This window comes from Aeromonas sp. 130281 (genome assembly GCF_056642115.1).
On record NZ_JBWVQS010000007.1, the window covers coordinates 81,792 to 98,406 of the forward strand.

The 16,615-nt window shown below is 63.3% G+C and carries 11 protein-coding genes; 5 read left to right on the top strand and 6 right to left on the bottom strand.

Features of this window, described 5'->3' with window-relative positions:
- Nucleotides 1–445: 445 nt before the first annotated feature.
- From AC1IN8_RS17135 to AC1IN8_RS17160, 6 genes are all read right to left on the bottom strand, one after another.
- Nucleotides 446–2,179: a methyl-accepting chemotaxis protein gene (locus AC1IN8_RS17135; protein WP_139437967.1), complete on the bottom strand. Its 1,734-nt coding sequence runs from the start codon at nt 2,177–2,179 to the stop codon at nt 446–448.
- 55 nt (nt 2,180–2,234) lie between these two features.
- Nucleotides 2,235–3,245 (bottom strand): galactose/methyl galactoside ABC transporter permease MglC, encoded by a 1,011-nt coding sequence (gene mglC / locus AC1IN8_RS17140; RefSeq protein ID WP_041206572.1) that lies wholly within the window; start codon nt 3,243–3,245, stop codon nt 2,235–2,237.
- A 16-nt stretch (nt 3,246–3,261) separates the two neighbouring features.
- Nucleotides 3,262–4,782 carry a galactose/methyl galactoside ABC transporter ATP-binding protein MglA gene (gene mglA, locus AC1IN8_RS17145; RefSeq protein ID WP_265435042.1) on the bottom strand — a complete coding sequence of 507 codons (1,521 nt, stop codon included), beginning with the start codon at nt 4,780–4,782 and terminating at the stop codon, nt 3,262–3,264.
- Nucleotides 4,783–4,835: 53 nt separating this feature from the next.
- Entirely contained in the window at nt 4,836–5,822 is a 987-nt protein-coding gene (mglB, locus tag AC1IN8_RS17150) for a galactose/glucose ABC transporter substrate-binding protein MglB (RefSeq protein WP_025328672.1), read from the bottom strand.
- Nucleotides 5,823–6,043: 221 nt separating this feature from the next.
- The gene (locus tag AC1IN8_RS17155; protein WP_479759819.1) at nt 6,044–9,085 is read right to left on the bottom strand and encodes a beta-galactosidase; all 3,042 of its coding nucleotides are present in this window, start codon (nt 9,083–9,085) and stop codon (nt 6,044–6,046) included.
- Between the two features lie 698 nt (nt 9,086–9,783).
- Nucleotides 9,784–10,788 (bottom strand): substrate-binding domain-containing protein, encoded by a 1,005-nt coding sequence (locus AC1IN8_RS17160; RefSeq protein ID WP_106885518.1) that lies wholly within the window; start codon nt 10,786–10,788, stop codon nt 9,784–9,786.
- Nucleotides 10,789–11,005: 217 nt separating this feature from the next.
- On the opposite strand from AC1IN8_RS17160, the gene galE reads away from it, so the two are divergent.
- The 5 genes from galE to AC1IN8_RS17185 all read left to right on the top strand — a co-directional run bounded on the left by galE (nt 11,006) and on the right by AC1IN8_RS17185 (nt 16,525).
- A complete protein-coding gene (gene galE, locus AC1IN8_RS17165; RefSeq protein ID WP_202047627.1) occupies nt 11,006–12,019 on the top strand; it encodes a UDP-glucose 4-epimerase GalE in 1,014 nt (337 codons plus the stop codon).
- 51 nt (nt 12,020–12,070) lie between these two features.
- The gene (locus tag AC1IN8_RS17170) at nt 12,071–13,120 is read left to right on the top strand and encodes a UDP-glucose--hexose-1-phosphate uridylyltransferase (protein ID WP_479759821.1); all 1,050 of its coding nucleotides are present in this window, start codon (nt 12,071–12,073) and stop codon (nt 13,118–13,120) included.
- A 91-nt stretch (nt 13,121–13,211) separates the two neighbouring features.
- The gene (galK, locus tag AC1IN8_RS17175) at nt 13,212–14,360 is read left to right on the top strand and encodes a galactokinase (protein ID WP_202047629.1); all 1,149 of its coding nucleotides are present in this window, start codon (nt 13,212–13,214) and stop codon (nt 14,358–14,360) included.
- A gap of 48 nt (nt 14,361–14,408) precedes the next feature.
- Nucleotides 14,409–15,401, top strand: a complete 993-nt coding sequence (locus tag AC1IN8_RS17180) for a galactose-1-epimerase (protein WP_479759823.1) — start codon at nt 14,409–14,411, stop codon at nt 15,399–15,401.
- 128 nt (nt 15,402–15,529) lie between these two features.
- The gene (locus tag AC1IN8_RS17185) at nt 15,530–16,525 is read left to right on the top strand and encodes an aldo/keto reductase (RefSeq protein ID WP_479759916.1); all 996 of its coding nucleotides are present in this window, start codon (nt 15,530–15,532) and stop codon (nt 16,523–16,525) included.
- Nucleotides 16,526–16,615 lie beyond the last annotated feature (90 nt).

Sequence of the window (16,615 nt, forward strand, 5' to 3'; positions counted from 1 at the left end):
ATAACGTCATTATCATTTCTCGAGAAACGAGTTTGGAAAAAACGTTTTTCAACATGCCGTTGTCGTCCCCCGGGAAATCCTTATAGTTACTCCTGCACGGACGCAATGAAGTCGGTCAGGAAGACTGGCTGCCAGGGTTGGGCAAATGGACTCACCACAGGATGTGGTAAAGGACACCTCCCAGGACGGAGAAAGTGCGACGGGAACGGATGACTCGTCAAGCCATGATGGCTAAAGGACACCCCAAAGGATTGGGAAGGGGAAACCTAAAGGAAGAGGTATAGTCAGGGATTGCAGGGAGCAACTTCGTTCAAGGATATGAGCGATAAGACTATCGGGGGCGACGCAAGTCGCCCCCATCTTTTTTGGGCGTTTCTCACGCTTTCCCGGTTCGCTGTCACCCTGACCACTGCGGCCAGGGTGCCCATCACCAGTCCAACCGACCTTATTCCAGCCGGAAGTGCCCCACTATCTCCCGCAGCCTGTCATAGGTGTGCTGCATCGAGGTCGAACTCTCCACCGTCCGCTCGCCATTGCCCTTGAGCTGGGTGATCACCTCGGCGATGGCGCTCATGTTACGGTTGATCTCTTCGGCGACCGCGCTCTGCTGCTCCGCCGCCGTGGCAATGTGGCTGATGAGATCGTTGATCTCCACCACTTCCCCCGCCATCAGATCCAGCGACGCATTCACCTTGCTGGTGTTCTCTGCCGCATCCTGACAGCTCTGCCGGGTGTTGCCCATGGCCGCCACCACGGTCTGGGTGCCCCGCTGCAACCGGGTCAGCATGGTCTGGATCTCGGCCGTGCTCTTCTGGGTACGGCCCGCCAGGGAGCGCACCTCGTCGGCCACCACCGCAAACCCGCGCCCCTGCTCACCAGCCCGGGCTGCCTCGATGGCGGCGTTGAGGGCCAGCAGGTTGGTCTGCTCGGCGATGCCGCCGATGACCCCCAGGATGGAACCTATCTGCTGCACATCCTGCTGCATGGCGGCGATGGAGTGGGCCGTGGTCTCCACCTCGGTCACCAGGGCGGTCACGCTGGCCATGGCCTGATCCACCACCCGGCGCGATTGGCTCGCGAGCTGCTGGCTCTGGCCGGTGAGCTGGGCCGTGCTGGCGGCACTCTCCGATACGGAGACCGCGGTGCGGCTCATCTCGTTGATGGCGGTGACCACCTGCTCGGTTTCCCGCACATGATCCGCCAGCAGCCCCTGAGCGGAGCCCGTCTGACTGGCCAGCCCCTCGATGCCGCTGTTGAGCTGGCCGCTGGCTTCCCGTACTTCTCCCATCATCTCCTGCAGCCGCTCGATGAAGCGGTTGATGCCCGCCGAGATCTGGCCGAGATCATCCGTGCTGGTCACCGTCAGCCGGCGGGTCAGATCGCCGCTGCCGCGAGAGAGCTCCAGCACCAGATCCCGCAGGGAGAGGATCGGCCTATAGGCCACATTGAGCGCCAGCATCGCCAGCACCATCACCACTATCGCCACGCCGAACAGCGCCATGATGATCTGGCCGTTGAGGGACCGGGTCATGGACCGGATGTAATCGAGGTCCACGTAACCGGTCAGGGTCCACTGACTGCCACGGATATCCAGCTGGTTGGGGCGGCTCTCGCTCTCCCCCTGTGGCTTGCTGCTGTAGAGCACCTGGCCCTGACTGTCGCTCAGGGAGAAGTAGCGCCCCTCCCCGCTCACCTTCTCCAGCAGCGCCTTGAACTCGCTCATGTCCAGGTAGTAGAGGTAGGCGGAATCGGCACCGCGCGGCACCAGGATGGAGATGACCGGCTTGCCGTCCAGCTGCTCCAGCGGGCTGACGGTGATCTGGTTGTTGGCGGCGGGGATCAGCTTGCGCAGAGCCTCGACCCTGGCCTTGTCGTCGATGACCCCGTTCACGTCGAATGCCATGTCGCCGATCAGCTTGACGATGTTGTGAAAGCCGGTCTCCTGCAGCGCCTTCTTGACGCTGGTCACCCCGAGATTGAGGTTCGCCGCCAGCAGCACCTTCTGGTTGATGTCACCGGCCAGCTTCTCCTTGACCAGGGTGATCTGCTCGTTGATGTTCTGGGTGGCCTGGGTGCGGATGTAGCCGCTGATGAAGTGGTTGACGCTGAACCAGGCGGTACCGATGGTGACCAGGATGGCGAGCAGCAGCAGCGCGTTGATCTTGACTTTGAATGCCATGGATTGGATCCCTCCAAAGAGAAAGGGCCGGGATAACCCGGCCCCCTGCCAATGCTTACTTCTTCTTGGCGTACTTCATGGAGTCCAGGGCTACCGCCAGGATGATGATGCCGCCCTTGATGATGAACTGCCAGTAGGGACTGACACCTATGTAGGTCAAACCATAGTTGATCAGCGTGAAGATAAGCACGCCGGTGATCACACCCGCGACAGTTCCCACACCGCCGGCGAAGGAAACCCCGCCCACCACGCAGGCCGCGATGGCATCGAGTTCATACATGAAGCCGAGGTTGTTGGTGGCGCTGCCGATCCGGCCCGCTTCCAGCATGCCGCCGAAGGCGTAGAAGACGCCGGCCAGGGCATAGATGATCACCAGGTTGACCGCCACGTTGACGCCGGAGACCTTGGCTGCTTCCGGGTTGCCGCCGATGGCGAAGATGTTCTTGCCAAAACGGGTCTTGTTCCACAGCACCCAGACGAAGACGCTGGCGATGGCCGCATAGAAGGTGAGATAGGAGAGCTTGAATCCCCCTATCCGGATAAAGCCCTGGGCGAAGCTGGAGAAACGGGGGTCGAAGCCGGCCACCGGGGAGGCACCTACCGAGTCGAAGTAGAGGGAGTTGATGCCGTAGACGATGATCATGGTGCCCAGAGTAGTGATGAAGGGCGTCACGTTCAGGTAGGCCACGATCAGGCCGTTGACCAGACCGATCAGGGCCCCCACAGCACACACCAGCAGGATCACCGCCGGGATGGGCACTTCACCCAGACTGGGGAACACCTTGTTGACGTTGGTCAGGGCCTGCAACATGGTGGCCGCGATCAACGCCGCCAGACCGACCTGACGACCGGCCGAGAGATCCGTCCCCTGGGTGATGATGATGCCCGCCACCCCCAGCGCTATGATGACCCGCACCGAGGACTGGGTCAGGATGTTGCTGAGGTTGGTGAGGCTCAGGAAGGATGGCTCCTGGATCACGATAACCATGAGCAGCACCAGCAGCACCAGGTAGATGGCGTTTTCCTTGAGCGCCTGCATCAGATTGAAATTTTTAGCCGACTCCATAAATGTCTTCCTGTCTCTAGAGGTACAGAGATGCCAGGCGCAGTATCTCGCTCTGGTCAGTTTCTTTGGTATTGACGATCCCGGCGACCCGGCCATTGCTCATCACCATGATGCGGTCGGTGATCCCCAGCAGTTCGGGCATTTCGGACGAGATGATGATGATCCCCTTGTCCTTCTTCGCCAGCTCCAGGATGAGCTGGTAGATCTCGAACTTGGCCCCGACGTCTATGCCCCGGGTCGGTTCATCCAGCATCAGGATCTCCGGCTGGGTCAGCAGCCAGCGGCCTATGATCACCTTCTGCTGGTTGCCCCCGGAGAGGGAGCCAATCTGTGTCTGCTGGGTCGGTGTCTTGACCCGCATGGAGTCGATGACCCACTGGGTGTCGCTCTTCATCTTGTTGTCGCTGAGCAGCCCCATAGATCCCTTGTAGTTGTCCATGTTGGCGATCAGGGAGTTGAAGGCGATGTCGAGACGGGAGTAGATCCCGGTGGAGCGGCGCTCCTCGGTCACCAGGGCGAAGCCGTTCTGGATCGCCTCATGGGCGTTGCGATTGGCGACCTCCTTGCCGTGCAGCTTGATGACACCGTCGCTGTGATCGCGGATGCCGAACAGGGTCTCGACTATGTCGGTGCGCTTGGCCCCCACCAGACCGGCGATGCCGAGGATCTCCCCCTTATGCAGGTTGAAGCTCACGTCCTTGATGGAAGGCTGATTCTTGGCCGTCAGGTGCTCGACTTCGAGGATCACCTCTTTGGGCTGGTTGGTTTTCTCCGGGAAGCGCTGGGTCAACTCGCGACCGACCATCATGCCGATGATCTGATCCATGGTCATGCCCTCGAGCGGCTGGGTCGCCACCCACTGGCCATCCCGCAATATGGTGATCTCGTCACAGAGCTGGAAGATCTCTTCCATCTTGTGGGAGATGTAGACGATGCCGCACCCCTTGTCCTTCAACTTGTTGATGATCTTGAAGAGGTGGTTGACCTCTTTCTCGGTCAGAGAGGAGGTGGGTTCGTCCATGATGACGATCTTGGCGTCATAGGAAAATGCCTTGGCGATCTCGATCATCTGCATCTGGGAGACGGAGAGGGTGCCGACCTTGACCCGCGGGTCTATGTCGATGTCCAGTTCGTCGAAGATGCGCTTGGTGTCGTCATACATCTTGCCGTGGTCGATGAACCACCCCTTGGTGGGGTAGCGACCGAGCCACATGTTGTCCATCACGGTGCGTTGCAATACCAGGTTCAGCTCCTGATGCACCATGGATACGCCATTTTCCAGCGCCTCTTTGGACGAGGTGAAGTTGATCTCCTGTCCCTTGAAGAAGATCTTGCCCTGATCCTTCTCGTAGATGCCGAACAGGCACTTGAGCAGCGTGGACTTCCCTGCGCCATTCTCGCCCATCAACGCATGCACAGAATGAGGACGGACCCGTAAATTGACATTATCGAGTGCCTTGACGCCAGGAAAGCTCTTACTGACGTCAATCATCTCCAACAGCCATTCTGATTGTTGCCGTGTTGTCATATCAGCCATCACATCTGGTTGAAAAAAGGGCAAGGGGATCTCCCTTGCCCTGAGGGGAGGAATTACTCGAATTGGGACAGGTTGTCTTTGTCTACGCCCACGTAGGCAACGCGCACGACCTTGTTGTCGATCTTCCAGTTGGTGCCTTCACCGGCCGGCTTGCCTTCAGCCAGGTTCTTGGTCAGCTCGAAAGTGGCCTTGGCCTGGTTGGCCGCATCGTTCAGCACTGTACCCGCCATGGCACCGCTCTTGACCATGGCCAGGGCTTCCGGCAGGGCATCGACGCCGAACACCGGGATGGCAGTCTTGCCCTGGGCTTTCAGGGATTCAACAGCGCCCATTGCCATGCCGTCGTTGTTGGCGATGACCACTTCGATCTTGTTGGCGTTCGGGCCGGAGATCCAGGCGTCCATCTTGTCTTTCGCCATGGCGGTATCCCACATACCGGTATCCATGTGCAGCTGCTCTGTCTTGACGCCGCCGTCATTCAGGGTCTTGACGACGTAGGTGGTGCGGGCTTCCGCATCCGGGTGGCCCGGTTCGCCCTTCAGCAGCACGAACTGGATGACGCCATCCTTGTTCAGATCCCACTCGGGGTGTGCCTTCCAGTGCTTGGCGATCAGCTGGCCCTGGATGATGCCTGACTCCTTGGAGTCGGTACCCACGTAGTAGGCCTTGTCATAGCTGGCCAGATCGGCCGCGCTCGGTTCCTTGTTGTAGAAGACCACGGGGATCTCGTCCGCACGGGCCTTCTCAATCACGACAGGGGCCGCCGCCGGGTCAACCAGGTTGATGGCCAGCGCCTTCACGCCCTTGGCCAGCAGCACGTCGATCTGGTCGTTCTGCTTGGACTGGTCGTTCTGGGAGTCATTCATCAGCAGCTCCACGCCGGGATTGGCTGCCGCTTCCTTCTCGATGGCCTTGCGCACCACGGCCATGAAGTTGTCGTCATACTTGTAGACGGTGACACCGATACGGGTATCGGCCTGGGCTTGGGCTCCCGCCATCAGTCCCATCAGCAAGGTGGCAACTGTCGTGAGTTTTTTCATTGTTATGCTCCGATCTCTAATATCTGTTTTTGTAGGGAATGCTGTACACCATTTGAACTGGCGCCAGCCTAATGTAATCAGTTTGTTGTATGGCGGTCTGTGATCATGGCAACAAAATGAAAACGTTTACACTCTGTTACATAGAAGCAATGTTGTTAAAAATTAAATAGTTATGTAAGTTAAGGCCTCTTTCGAAGCCACACCATGCAAGACTAGTCCATCTAGCGAAAAATGCAGTTCCAGCTGTAACTTCCAGGCGGCAACCAGAATTCGGGCCGCACGCTCTGGCTCCAGGAGTCATCCCCCCCTACCCCCATGTGGAAGCCATCCAGACAGAGGTGCACTCCCCCCCGGGCCACCAGATCGGTCTGATGTCGGGCCTGGGCAAGCTGCTGCTGGCTGTAGCGGCTGACGCTGAAATGAAACTGGCCCTCGACGGCAATCTCGCCAAGCTGCAGTTCACGGGTATCGCAGCGCAGCCCGTTGTCGGTCGGGAACACATAGGGGGTATGCAGGGCCGCAAGCGGCAACTGCCAGCGATGGAGGTCGGCGGCAAGCAGCCTGTCCGGGTAGTTCTCGTGGGGACCGCGCCCCAGCCAGCTCACTTCGTCTACCTCGTCGGCCAGCCAGAGCCTGGCGCCGATCCGGGGCAACGACGGCATGTCGGCGGCGACCTCCACCTCGATGCGCAGCGCCATGGCGCCGTCGGCATCAAAGCTGTGATGCCAGCGGGTCAGCAGCCGCAGCGACTCCCCGACGAAGTAACCGTGGGATGCGACCAGCGTCCCCCCATCGGGGTTAGCCTCCAGGCCGAGGCAGCGGTGCTGCAGATCATTGAGCCCGGCCTCCTGCCAGCGGGCAATCCAGGCGTTGGGATCCGCGTGATCCGCCTCGCTGGTGCCGATGTCGTTGTCGAGCGGTGCCCGGTAGAAGTGATCGGCGATGGCCTCACGCAGCCGCTCGCGGCCCTGTTTCTGCCAGCTGCTGATGCGGCCGCTGGCCTTGTCCAGCCGCCACTCGCTGCCCGCGGCACGCACCAGCCAGTGGTCCGGCTGCTCGCTCAATGGGGCGGACGCCCGGGTCACCGGCATGGCCAGAGGGGTCGGCAGCATGCATTGCTGGCGCGCCACCTCGTGATCCGCCCCGGCCCAGGCCGTGGCGGTGGGCTGTACTATGGCCAGATCCAGCCAGGCCAGGGAGCCAGCGGTAACGCCCGGCAGCCGCTCCAGCAGGGTCAGCGTCACGCTGCCTCTGGGCGCCAGCGCGAGCGGGCATTCCCCCTGGCTCAGCACCACACCGTCCTCCAGCAGTTGCCAGCGCAGCACTTCGTTGTCCGTGGGGCGGAACAGGTATTCGCTGGCGATCTCCACCGTCAGCGGCTTCTGGCTTTGCAGGGTCAGCACGAAGGGCTGCTGGGCCCGTTTCGCCTCGAACAGGGCGGGATGCGGCGTGCGATCCGGGAACAGCAGGCCGTTGCAGCAGAACTGGCGATCGTTGGGAAGATCGCCAAAGTCGCCGCCATAGGCCCAGAAATGGCGGCCATCGTCGGTCTGCTTGTCGAGCCCCTGATCCACCCAATCCCACACGAAACCGCCCTGCAGGCGGGGATGATCGCGAAACGCCTGCCAGTAGTGGGCGTAGCCCCCCAGGCTGTTGCCCATGGCGTGGGCATATTCGCAGAGGATCAGCGGCCGGGTCTCTTCCGGCAGGCCTATCCACTTGGCCAGCGCCCACTTGGGCACCGCCGGGAAGGGTTGATCCTGGTGGGTACGGGCATACATGGGGCAGATGATGTCGGTGGCCGGGGTATCGGCCCCGCCCCCTTCATACTGCACCGGGCGACTCGGATCCGCCCGTTTGACCCACTGGTACATGGCGTCGTGTGCCGGGCCATAGCCGGATTCGTTGCCGAGGGACCAGATGATGATGCTGGGGTGGTTGAAGTCCCGCGCCACCATGCGGGTGACCCGCTCGAGGAAGGCGTTGCTCCAGGCGGGATCCTGCGCCAGCCGCCCCATGGGGGTCATGCCGTGGGTCTCAAGGTTCGCCTCATCCACCACGTAGAGGCCGAGCCGGTCACACAACCGGTAGAACTCGGGATGGTTGGGGTAGTGGGAGCAGCGCACCGCGTTGAAGTTGTGCTGCTTCATCAGCCGCAGATCCTGCTCCATGGCGGCCGGGGTCACCACATGGCCCAGGGCGGGATCGTGTTCGTGGCGATTGGCGCCACGGATCAGCAGGGGCTGGCCGTTGACCCTCAGCAGGCCGCCACGGATCTCCACCGCCCGAAAACCCACGTCATAAGCCTCGCTCTCGATGGGCTCGCCCTGCTCGTCCAGCAGGGTCAGGGTCAGTCGATAGAGGTGCGGCGTCTCGGCGCTCCACTTGTGCGGCGCCGCTACCTCCAGCCACAGCTCGGCCCTGTCTGTGTAGGCGCCCTTCTCGTCGATGGCACCAGTGCCCGGCGGCTGGCGCCGATCGGCGATCAGGGTCTCACCGAAATAGAGCCTGGTCTCCACCGCCAGCCCTGCGCCCTCATTGACCTGCAGCGCCACCTTGAGACGGGCATCCCGGTAACAGGCGTCCAGCACCGGGGTCAGCCGCACATCCAGCAGCCGGCGCTCGGGTTTGTGCAGCAGGCTGACGGAGCGGAAGATGCCGCTCATGCGCCACATGTCCTGATCCTCCAGATAGGAGCCATCGGACCAGCGCAGCACCAGCACGGCCAGCCGGTTCGGACCTGCCTGCAGGAAGTCGCCGAGATCGAATTCGGCGGGCAGCCTGCTGTCCTGGGAGTAACCGACCCAGCGGCCGTTGCAGAACAGATGGAAGGCGCTGTCCACCCCATCGAAAATGATGCGGGTCTGGCCGCTGGCCAGCCAGTCGACGGGCAGTTCAAACTCGCGGGAATAGCAGCCGGTGGGATTCTCGGCCGGCACCCGGGGCGGATCGCAGGGGAAGGGGTACTTGATGTTGGTATAGATGGGGCGATCAAACCCCTGCAGTTGCCAGTTTCCAGGCACCCTGATGGGAGTCGCACCGTGCAGATCCCCGCTCAGCCACACCTCTGGCACCAGCTCGGGGGCCTCGAAGAAGGAGAAACGCCAGTCGCCATCGAGCAGCATGCGGGACGGCGAAGGGAGCCCGGCACGGGCATCGGCCTCGCTGCGCCAGCTGAACAAGGGGGTATGGGCAGGCAGACGATTCACCGAGGTAATCGCCTGGGTCTGCCAGTCCTGACGGGCCACTATCTCCCTGAGCATTCTTCTCTCTCCCTGCATGAAACAGATAACGCATGCAGTGTAGGGGAGTTTTGCCCGGTGATCGGCGATCTCGCTCACACAGATGTAAACGATTACACTGATTTTGTTAAGTAAAACAGAGTAAAAATCAGATAAATGAAAGTAAAAGGTCACCCCGCCGCACAGGCAGGCTGAAACAGGGCGATCCGGACCGGGGAAGTGGGGGAAAAGAGAGGATTTGGCTTCGAACGGGGCATTTCAGGGCCCATCATCAGAGCCGCGGCTTTCAGCGGCGCCTCTGCGTCCCACTCCACCGCCATGACGGCGGCAAGGAGGCGCAGCACTCAGAACCTGGCAGGCGCAGCCGAGTGGCGGTTGAGCAGATAGTGGCGGGCACCATCAAGCGGCTGTTGAGCAAAGACATGACAGCGCAAAGACGCCTCTGCGCCCGGCTCCACCGCCATGACGGCGGCAGGGGACGCGGCGTGCAGAGCCCGACGGGCTGTTGATTAGAGACTGGGGCGCTTAACTGAAGCCTGAGTCTGTAGACGTGCCTCCACCGCCTGCACCCCACCGCCATGACAGCGACAGGGGGCGCGGCGCGCATAGTCCGACGGCTGTTGATTAGAGACTGGGGCGCTTAGCAGAGGCCTGAGCCAGTAGACGTGCCTCTGCAGCCTTCACCCCACCGCCATGACGGCGGCGGGAAGATGAAGCGATCAGAGCCTGACGGGCGCGACCGAGTGGCGATTGATCAGGGTCGGGGTGTAGATCCGGCTCTGCACCGTCTCGCTCTCCCCGGCGGCGAGTTGCAACGCCAGCTTGGCGGCCTGGGCGGCCATGAGTTCGATGGGATAGCGCATGGTGGAGAGCTTGGGCCTCAGGTATCTGGCATAGATGATGTCATCGAAGCCCACCACAGAGACCTCTTCCGGCACCTTGAGGCCGTTGTCCGCCAGTACGGAGATGGCCCCTGCCGCCATGGCGTCGTTGTAGGCCACCACGGCCGTGATGGGCAGCCCCTTGGCCAGCAGGTTGAGCATGGCGCGCTCCCCCCCTTCCTCATTGGGCATGCCGCTCTCCACCAGCTCGGGATCGGCGCTCAGGCCCGCCTCGGCCAGGGCATCCTGATAACCCTGATGGCGTAGCAGGGCATCCTCGATGGCGTGATCCGAACTGAGGAAGGCGATGTGGCGGTGCCCCAGCTCCAGCAGATGGCGGGTCGCGGTGGCGGCCCCCTGCCGGTTGTTGAGGGCGATGCAGCGCCCCCTCAGGCTCGGGATGTCGCGGTTGATCAGCACCATGCCGGGGGCCCGCAGGGCGTAGTCGATGAGCTCCTCGTCGCTGAGCGCCTTGCTGTGCACCACCAGCGCCTCGCAGCGCTTGCCGATCAGCAGCTCGATCGCTTCCCGCTCCTGCTGGGCGCGGTGAAAACCATTACCCATCAGCAGGTGCAACCCCTGCTCCACCGCCACTGCGGCGACCCCCTTGACCAGGGCACCGAAGAAGGGATCCGCCACATCACCGACCACCACACCCATGGTGTCGCAGGTCTGGCTGACCAGGGCCCGGGCGTTGGCGTTGGGGGTGTAGCCCAGCTCGGCCATGGCCTTCTGCACCACCTCGCGGGAGGCGGCACTGGCCTTGGGTGAGTTGTTCATCACCCGTGAAACCGTTGCCACCGATACATTGGCCAAACGGGCGACATCCTTGATGGTGCTCATGCTGTTTTCACTTATTTCACGGTTCGATATGGCGCCATTATACCGGGCAATGTCACTGATAACAGGGGGAAAAGCCATGTCGATGCATTTATAACCACACAAGCGGGTGTAATCGTTTCCACAATTTTGTTAACCAGTTCACAGTTTGTCCGCCAGCCCCTCGGCTAGACTCCTGCTCAGGCTTTCCTTGCGTGAGGCACGAACGGTGGAGAAGAGGATGAGAGTACTGGTGACCGGCGGTTGCGGCTATATCGGCAGCCACACCTGCCTGGCCTTGCAGGCGGCAGGCATGGAGCCCGTGGTGGTGGACAACCTCTGCAACAGCAAGGCCGCCGTGCTGACACGGGTTGCCGCCATCAGCGGGCAGATGCCCCGCTTCTATCAGGGAGACATTCGTGATCCCGCCCTGCTGGACAGCATCTTCGCCGAGCAGCAGATAGACGCCGTGATCCACTTCGCCGCCCTGAAAGCGGTCGGCGAATCGACCCGGATCCCCCTCGAATATTATGAGAACAACCTGAGCGGCACCCTGGTGCTGCTGCAGGCGATGAAGCGGGCCGGGGTTCACAACCTGGTGTTCAGCTCCTCGGCCACCGTCTACGGCGACCCGGCCAGCACCCCCATCCGGGAGGACTTCCCCCGCAGCGCCACCAATCCCTATGGCAGATCCAAGCTGATCATCGAGGAGATCCTCGAGGATCTGCAGGCCGCCGAACCCCACTGGAGCATGACGCTGCTGCGCTACTTCAACCCGGTCGGCGCCCACGAATCCGGCACCCTGGGGGAGGATCCCCAGGGCATGCCCAACAATCTCATGCCCTACATCACTCAGGTGGCCATAGGCCGTCGTGACTGCCTCTCGGTTTTTGGAAACGATTACAACACCGTGGACGGCACAGGGGTGCGCGACTATATCCATGTGATGGATCTCGCCGAGGGGCACGTCAAGGCGCTGCACCACTGCGCGGGGCGAGGCGGCGTCCACCCTTACAACCTGGGCACCGGCCAGGGCCAGAGCGTGCTGCAGATGGTGGCGGCGTTCGAGGCGGCATGCGGCCGCCCCCTGCCCTGTCGCATCGAGCCCAGGCGCCCGGGCGATATCGCCGAATGCTGGGCAGACCCCGCCAAGGCCGAGCGCGAGCTGGGCTGGCACGCCAGCCGGGATCTAGCGGCCATGTGCGCAGACAGCTGGCGCTGGCAGCTCGCCAACCCGAACGGTTACGAGGAGTAGGCCTGCCGGCCTGCCCGTTACGATTTTCTCAACTCATTGATTGGAGTGATGATGTTCAACCCTGTTGATCACCCCCACCGCCGTTTCAACCCGCTGACCGGCCAGTATGTGCTGGTCTCCCCCCACAGGGCCAAGCGCCCCTGGCAGGGTCAGGTCGAAAAAATAAGCCAGGCACCGAGCCAGTCCCACGATCCGGACTGCTTCCTCTGCGCTGGCAACAAGCGCGTCACCGGCGACCAGAACCCCGACTATCAGGACACCTTCGTCTTTACCAACGACTTCGCCGCCCTGATGCAGGACACCCCGGCCGCCGACGGCGAGCAGGATCCCCTGCTCAAGCTGGAGGCCGCCCGCGGCACCAGCCGGGTCATCTGCTTCTCGCCGGATCACGGCAAGACACTGCCCGAGCTGCCCCTGCCCGCCATAGAGGCGGTGATCCGCACCTGGATGAGCCAGGTCGCCGAGCTGTCGAGCCAGTGGGAATGGGTGCAGGTGTTCGAGAACAAGGGCGCCGTCATGGGCTGCTCCAACCCCCACCCCCATGGCCAGCTGTGGGGCAGCGACTTCCTGCCCAACGAGATAGCCCGCGAAGAGCAGCACCAGCGCGACTGGCTGGCCGAGCACGGCCGCCCGCTGCTGCTGGACTACGTAGAGCGCGAGCTGCAAGACAGATCCCGCATCGTGGTGGAGACGGCACACTGGCTGGCCGTGGTGCCCTTCTGGGCGGCCTGGCCGTTCGAAACCCTGTTGCTGCCCAAGGCCCATGTGCCCTCAATGCTGGATCTCACCCCGGAGCAACAAGAAGATCTGGCGGTGGCGCTCAAGGAGCTCACCAGCCGCTACGACAACCTGTTCGAATGCAGCTTCCCCTACTCCATGGGCTGGCACTTCGCGCCGCCGAACTCGGACTGCCCCGAGGCCTGGCAGTTGCACGCCCACTTCTACCCGCCCCTGCTGCGCTCCGCCACGGTGCGCAAGTTCATGGTGGGCTTCGAGATGCTGGCAGAAACCCAGCGCGATCTCACGCCGGAACAGGCGGCAGAACGACTGCGCGCCCTCTCCCCCATTCACTACAACCAGGCCAATGGGGAAATACGATGAAACCCAGTCAATGTGTTCTGACGCCGGAGCAAGCCGCCGAGCGCCTGCGTTCCCTCTCCCCCGTTCATTACAAAGCCAATGAGGTGACCCCATGACCCCCAGCCAACGCGTCAGCGCCGTGTTTGCCGAGCAGTTTGAGCAACAACCCGACCTGCTGGTGCGCGCCCCCGGTCGCGTCAACCTCATCGGCGAGCACACCGACTACAACGACGGCTTCGTGCTGCCCTGTGCCATCGACTACGAGACCTGCGTCGCCATCGGCCTGCGCAGCGACAACCTGGTGCACGTGGTCGCCGCCGACTACGGCAACCAGCGGGATCTGTTCAGCCTGGACAAGCCCATCACCCATCACCCGGACCAGCGCTGGAGCGACTACATCCGCGGCGTGGTCAAGCATCTGCAGGCCCGTGGCCATGCCCTGCGCGGCCTCAACCTGGTGGTCTCGGGCAACGTGCCCCAGGGCACCGGCCTGTCGTCGTCCGCCTCCCTGGAGGTGGCCATAGGCCAGGCCTTCAAGGAAGCCCTGGGGCTGTCCATCAGCCAGGCCGACATCGCCCTGAACGGCCAGCAGGCGGAGAACCAGTTTGTCGGCTGCAACTGCGGCATCATGGATCAGATGATCTCGGCGAGCGGCGAGGCGGACCACGCCCTGCTGCTGGACTGCCGCTCCCTGGAGACCCGCCTCATCCCCATGCCCACTGATCTGGCGGTGCTCATCATCAATTCCAACGTGCGCCGCGGCCTGGTGGACAGCGAATACAACACCCGCCGCCAGCAGTGCGAGACCGCCGCCCGTCACTACGGGGTCAAGGCGCTGCGCGACCTGGATCTGGCCGCGCTGGAGGCGGGCAAGGCCGGACTGGACGAGGCCTGCTACCGCCGTGCCCGCCACGTGGTGGGGGAAAACGCCCGCACCCTGGCCGCCGCCGACGCCCTGGCGAGCGGCGATCTGATACGCCTCGGCGAACTGATGGGGCAGTCTCATGCCGCCATGCGGGACGACTTCGAGATCACCGTGCCCCCCATCGACGGCCTGGTGGAGATCATCAAGGCCCAGATCGGCAGCGAAGGCGGTGTGCGCATGACCGGCGGCGGCTTTGGCGGCTGTGTGGTGGCCCTGCTGCGCCCGGCGCAGGTGGACGAGGTGATCGCCGTGGTCGAGGCCGAGTATCCGGCCAGGTTTGGCCTCAAGGCGGACTGCTACGTCTGCCGCGCCAGCGCCGGGGCCGGCAGGCTCTAACGGTAAGCACATGAGTGACAGCTCACCGATCATCGAAACGGGCAAACCATGAAGATATTCGAACTGGAAAACGAGGAGGGGCTGCGCCTGCGCGGCCTCGAATTTGGCGCCACCCTCACCTCCCTCAGCCTGCCGGTAGCTGGCCAGCGCCGTGAAGTGCTGCTGGGCTGCGCCGACGAGGCTTATGCCGCCCAGCAGGTGTGGCTGGGGGCGGTAGCGGGTCGCTTTGCCAACCGCATCGGCGGCGCCGAGCTGGTGCGAGGGGACGAACGCTGGTCTCTCGACGCCAATCAGGCCCCCCACTGCCTGCACGGCGGGCGCGACGGATTCCATCGCCAGCCCTGGCAGGTCAAGGAGCAGGAGATGGACAGGGTCAGGCTGGCGCTGCTCTCAAAGGCGGGAGATCAGGGCTTCCCCGGCAACCTGCGGGTGACCCTGGAGTACCGGCTGGAGCAACAGGATCTGGTGGTCGACTTCATGGCCAGCACGGATGCACCGACCCCGGTCAGCCTCACCAGCCACGCCTACTTCAATCTCGATGGCCACCAGGGCGGCAGCGATGTGCGCTCCGATATTCGCAATCATGCCATCAGCATCAATGCCGATCGCTTCCTGCCCACCGACCAGAGCGGTTTGCCGCTCGCCATCACGCCGGTGGAGGGCCCCTTCGATCTGCGCAATGAGCGCCTCATCGGGCAGGATTGGCTGAGCCATCCCCAGCAGCTGCAGGCCAAGGGCTTTGACCACGCCTTTGTGCTGAACGGCCCCGAACAGCCGTGGGCGGCACGGGTGGTCTCGGGGGATGGGCAGCTGGTGATGGAGGTCCACACCAATCAGCCCTCCCTGCAGTTCTACACCGGCAACTGGCTGGCCAGCACGCCGGACCGCAGCGGTCGGCCATACCGGGATTACGACGGTTTCTGCCTGGAGGCGCAGCAGCTGCCGGACAGCCCGAACCGGCCCGAGCTCGGCGACCCCTGGCTGCTGCCAGACCGGCTGTATCACCATCAGACCCGTTACCGTCTGATCCCCGCAGGCTAAGACCCCTCCCGACCTCCCTTCGAGAGGGGGAGGCGCGATGATACCCCTCCCCTTATGAAGAGGAGGGGGCTCTTCGCCTCCTCTTGCTAACGACAGTCCACCGAGCCAACCCAGGAGTTTTGATGAACATGGATGATCACTACCTCGCCGCGCCGGATCGTTACCAGCGCCAGCCCTACCGCCCCGCCGGTCGCCACGGCCTGCACCTGCCCGGCATAGGCCTCGGCCTCTGGCACAACTTCGGCGCCGGGAGCGATCCCGCCAGGGTGAAGGCCATGGTGCATCAGGCCTTCGATCTCGGGATCACCCACTTCGATCTCGCCAACAACTACGGGCCGCCGCCAGGCTCCGCAGAGACCACCTTCGGCGGCGTGCTCAAACGCAGTCTGGCCCCCTACAGAGACGAGCTCATCATCGCCAGCAAGGCGGGTTATGTGATGTGGGACGGCCCCTACGGCGACGGCGGCAGCGCCAAATACCTGTTTGCCAGCCTGCACCAGAGCCTGCGTCGGCTCGGGCTCGACTATGTGGACATCTTCTACCACCACAGGCCGGATCCCCGCACCCCGCTGGAGGAGACCTGTCAGGCGCTGGCGCTCATGGTGCGCCAGGGCAAGGCGCTCTATGTCGGCCTCTCCAACTACCCGGCCGAGCTTGCCGCCAGGGCGGCGACCCGGCTGGCCGAACTCGGCACCCCCTGCCTGGTCAACCAGCTCAAATACTCCCTGTTCCAGCGCGACATCGAGGCCGAGACGCTGCCGGTCTGCCGCGAGCAGGGGATGGGGGTGGTCGCCTTCTCGCCCCTGGCGGGGGGCCTGCTCAGCGATCGCTACCTGGAAGGGATCCCGGCGGACTCCCGCGCCGCCAGCGCCAGCCCCTTCCTCAAGCCCGACCAGATCACCGCGGACAAGCTGGCCCGCATTCGCGCCCTCCACGCCCTGGCGCAGCAGAGGGGCCAACCCCTGTCACAGCTGGCATTGCAGTGGGTGCTGCGCGATCCCGTGGTGAGCTGCGCCCTGATCGGCGCCAGCAGCCCGCAGCAGATAGTGAGCGCGGTCGAGGCCCTGGCTCTGCCGCCGCTGGACGAGGCGCTGCAGCAGCAGATCCTGGCGGTGCTGGCATGACGAATTGGCCCCGCCACGGGCCGCTGGCTGCCCGTGGCGGCCATGTCAGAAGGTGACGGGGCGGCAACGACGCCCGGGACAGAACCACTG

What these genes read in the sequence shown, in the direction of transcription:
- AC1IN8_RS17135 (WP_139437967.1), bottom strand. Translation starts at nt 2,179, where the DNA reads ATGGCATTCAAAGTCAAGATCAACGCGCTGCTGCTGCTCGCCATCCTG.
- mglC (WP_041206572.1), bottom strand. Translation starts at nt 3,245, where the DNA reads ATGGAGTCGGCTAAAAATTTCAATCTGATGCAGGCGCTCAAGGAAAAC.
- mglA (WP_265435042.1), bottom strand. Translation starts at nt 4,782, where the DNA reads ATGGCTGATATGACAACACGGCAACAATCAGAATGGCTGTTGGAGATG.
- mglB (WP_025328672.1), bottom strand. Translation starts at nt 5,822, where the DNA reads ATGAAAAAACTCACGACAGTTGCCACCTTGCTGATGGGACTGATGGCG.
- AC1IN8_RS17155 (WP_479759819.1), bottom strand. Translation starts at nt 9,085, where the DNA reads ATGCTCAGGGAGATAGTGGCCCGTCAGGACTGGCAGACCCAGGCGATT.
- AC1IN8_RS17160 (WP_106885518.1), bottom strand. Translation starts at nt 10,788, where the DNA reads ATGAGCACCATCAAGGATGTCGCCCGTTTGGCCAATGTATCGGTGGCA.
- galE (WP_202047627.1), top strand. Translation starts at nt 11,006, where the DNA reads ATGAGAGTACTGGTGACCGGCGGTTGCGGCTATATCGGCAGCCACACC.
- AC1IN8_RS17170 (WP_479759821.1), top strand. Translation starts at nt 12,071, where the DNA reads ATGTTCAACCCTGTTGATCACCCCCACCGCCGTTTCAACCCGCTGACC.
- galK (WP_202047629.1), top strand. Translation starts at nt 13,212, where the DNA reads ATGACCCCCAGCCAACGCGTCAGCGCCGTGTTTGCCGAGCAGTTTGAG.
- AC1IN8_RS17180 (WP_479759823.1), top strand. Translation starts at nt 14,409, where the DNA reads ATGAAGATATTCGAACTGGAAAACGAGGAGGGGCTGCGCCTGCGCGGC.
- AC1IN8_RS17185 (WP_479759916.1), top strand. Translation starts at nt 15,530, where the DNA reads ATGGATGATCACTACCTCGCCGCGCCGGATCGTTACCAGCGCCAGCCC.